Below are 2,956 nucleotides of genomic sequence, written 5' to 3' on the forward strand. Positions count from 1 at the left end.
GATAGAAGCAATACAAAATCGAGATGTAGAACAATATGAATAAAGCGCTCTTTATTTATATCCCATGCTCACCAGCCATAAAAACGATAAATAGATGAAAATACAGCATATATTATGTAGTATAATTTTACTGTTGCTTAGCTCAACCGCTCAGGCCCAACATATCCAGTCCGCCACAAAGGAAACACTGGATAAGCTCGAGCAGTTCCAATTACAAAATCAGTCGGCAGAAGGCCTCAAAATTTTAAAGGCAGGCATTAAAACGACAACTGCTCCGGCAGACCTTGCCTATCTATACGCACACCAAAGCGGCATATATGCATCGATGGACAGTCTCTTGGTTGCAAAACGGCTCATTGACCGAAGTATGGAGCAAGCAAAAAAATCGAAAATAAATACTTCTTTAGCTGTCGCTTATCGGGCAAAGGCCTTTTTATATAACGTCATGAATATTCCAGATTCAGTAGTTAAAAATGCACTGGCGGGATTACGACAGGTAGAAAACAACGACGATGACCTTCCTACAAAATATCACCTCAACTATATGTTATATAGCGCTTACAGCAACTGGGAGGATGCTGAAAAAATGGAGCACTACATCCGTAAAGCAGAGAGTTATGCCTTAAAGGAACAGAACTTCAATCTCCAAGCAAATGTCAATAACGGGATTGCCAGCATGTACCTGACCGAGTATAAAAAGAACAAACAACAGAATCTACTCGACAGCAATTTTTATTATTTGAATAAATCCTTTGCACTGCAGCAACAACATCCGGATGAAATTACGGGCAATACCTTTGCGATTACCTGCATCAATCTGGCGAACTATTACCTGGATTATTCGTCAGAAAAACTTTCTACCCGGGAACGTAAAGCTTTTCAATATCTTCAGCTTACCGAAGAGAAACTCAAAGCTAACCAAGCGACCTCTGAAAAATGGATGAATGTGTTCGGAATTAAAAGTGGCTTTGCAAAAAAGCAGGGAAATTTAGCGCTTTGCGAACAATACCTTTTACAAGGGCTCGCCCGGTTAATGAGCGCAAAAGGCAATTATTATAGACTAGAGTATGCCACGAATAAAGAGCTCGCTGATCTCGCTCAAAAAAAAGGTGACACAAAATCTGCCTTGGTCTATCAGAAAAAAGCGGAGGACTTATTAAGAAAATCATTCAACGAACAACAGCTATTTAATGCTCAGAAATTAGATGTTCAGTACGAAACCGCCAAGAAAGATCAGGAACTGCAACTTCTCAAGGAGCGTGAATCGTTTAGCCGCAAACAAAAGTATCTCTATGGCGGAATCGCCGTTGCCTTACTTTTTGGGTTGGTGTTTATGTTTATTTCCTACCATTTCAAGCTGCGCTACTCCATAGAGCGGGAGAAGAAACTAGTCAAAGAAAAAGAAGATGCGCAACAACAGGCACTGATGCAGCTTCAACTAGAAAAAGAAGAGCAGGCACGTATGAAGATCGAACAGGAATTATTGGATCTGCGAAAGCAACAACTCGAAAAAGAAGCATTGGCAAACTCTTTAATTATCGACCGAAAGAACGATACACTGAAGCAAATCCAAGATAAAATCAAAAATGGTCAGTCCGGTAATATACAGAAACTAATCAAAGAGGAAATGTTGCTACAATCTGATTTTGAAGATATTAAAATGCAGATACAGGACTTACATCCCGATTTTTTTAACCGCTTGGGCGAAAAAGCTATTCAAAAGCTCACGCCACTTGATCTGAAATATTGCACATATCTCTACCTTAAGATGTCTACCAAGCAAATCGCTCAGGCACTGCACGTAGAGCCACAAAGCGTACGGATGTTCAAATATCGGCTTAAACAGAAATTTGGACTCGGAAAAGAAAAGGACTTGGAAGATTTTTTAGCGGAATAGGCTGTGCCTATTCTCTGAAAAACAAAATAACCGACACATCCAGCTAATAGAAATTAGCGCTATTTTTATAATGATTAACTGTTAGTGCCTCCCTTGTGTAAGATTCGGATACTTGGAGCCGAATAACTTCAAACTTAAATAGAACCAAATCACTATCAGTTTATTTATAAAATACTGGATACTTTGATGTGTTTCAATATTTCGTGTACGTGGGCCTTAGCCTGCGGATCACTCCCAGGGTAGGTAAAGTTTATTTCGAGATATTGACCTGACCTGAAGTAGGTTTTAGCAACGCCTTTTACACGTCCACCAGCTTCCTGCTCTTCGTAATACACGTTCTGTCCGTTCGCGTCATACATCATCATGTGTTGATGTGTGTCAACAAAGGCATGCCGGTCGTCGTCAGTGTTTTCCAGCTCGGTATAAAGTTCTACCTCGCCGCCCGGCGTATCATAACTGAAAAAATAGTCACCCTTCACCGCTTGCGGAGCGAGCTGGAAAGGTGTGTCCTTAATCTTCAGGTGTACCTTGTTAAGCAAGTATCGCTCCTCCGGGTAAATGCCAATAAATGGATCCTTCCAGAAAGTTTCCGGTATTTCGACCGGTTTCAGCTGTGCGACCGTCGCCCGCTGCCATTCGACGATGCCTAGACCCAGCTGTTCATTTACAGCATTTAATTTTGCTAACGTAGCCGCCGTGTCGGACGGCAGAAGCGGGATAGCTGCTTCAAAAATGAGATTATCTTTTTGATAGAGCCCTAACAAGCATTGTCCCGCAGCCGAACTTGCCCAATAGATACCCGTTTTATATGTATTCGTTCTGGCAGAAATCCCGGTTTCGGTCAATGTCGCACTATACCGGTTCATCGACGCATCGACCCCATCAAAAGCAATGTTTCCACTCTCACTATAGTGTTGATCCAGAAAAATCTCCTGTGCATCGTACAGCACCGTGGCATTAAGGAATAGGTCACCCCAGTCCGGGTCTTGATACAAAACCGTTTCCTGCTGGTAAATCGGATTGTTGTCGTTATTATGGGAATACTCCAGAGCTCCAACA

At 41.8% G+C, this 2,956-nt stretch carries 2 protein-coding genes; one reads left to right on the plus strand and one right to left on the minus strand.

The features are described 5' to 3' along the window. Positions 1–94 precede the first annotated feature (94 nt). Positions 95–1,897 (plus strand): helix-turn-helix transcriptional regulator, encoded by a 1,803-nt coding sequence (locus HP439_RS18490; RefSeq protein WP_172391806.1) that lies wholly within the window; start codon positions 95–97, stop codon positions 1,895–1,897. Between the two features lie 164 nt (positions 1,898–2,061). On the opposite strand, the gene HP439_RS18495 is transcribed toward HP439_RS18490, so the two are convergent. Next, on the minus strand, positions 2,062–2,956 hold an 895-nt coding region (locus HP439_RS18495), incomplete at its 5' end, for a hypothetical protein (RefSeq protein ID WP_172391807.1).

It is taken from the genome of Sphingobacterium shayense, assembly GCF_013179575.1.
In the GTDB taxonomy this organism is placed as follows: Bacteria; Bacteroidota; Bacteroidia; order Sphingobacteriales; family Sphingobacteriaceae; genus Sphingobacterium; species Sphingobacterium shayense.

Excerpts from the sequence above, each read along its gene's own strand:
- HP439_RS18490 (WP_172391806.1), top strand. The coding sequence starts at position 95 with ATGAAAATACAGCATATATTATGTAGTATAATTTTACTGTTGCTTAGC.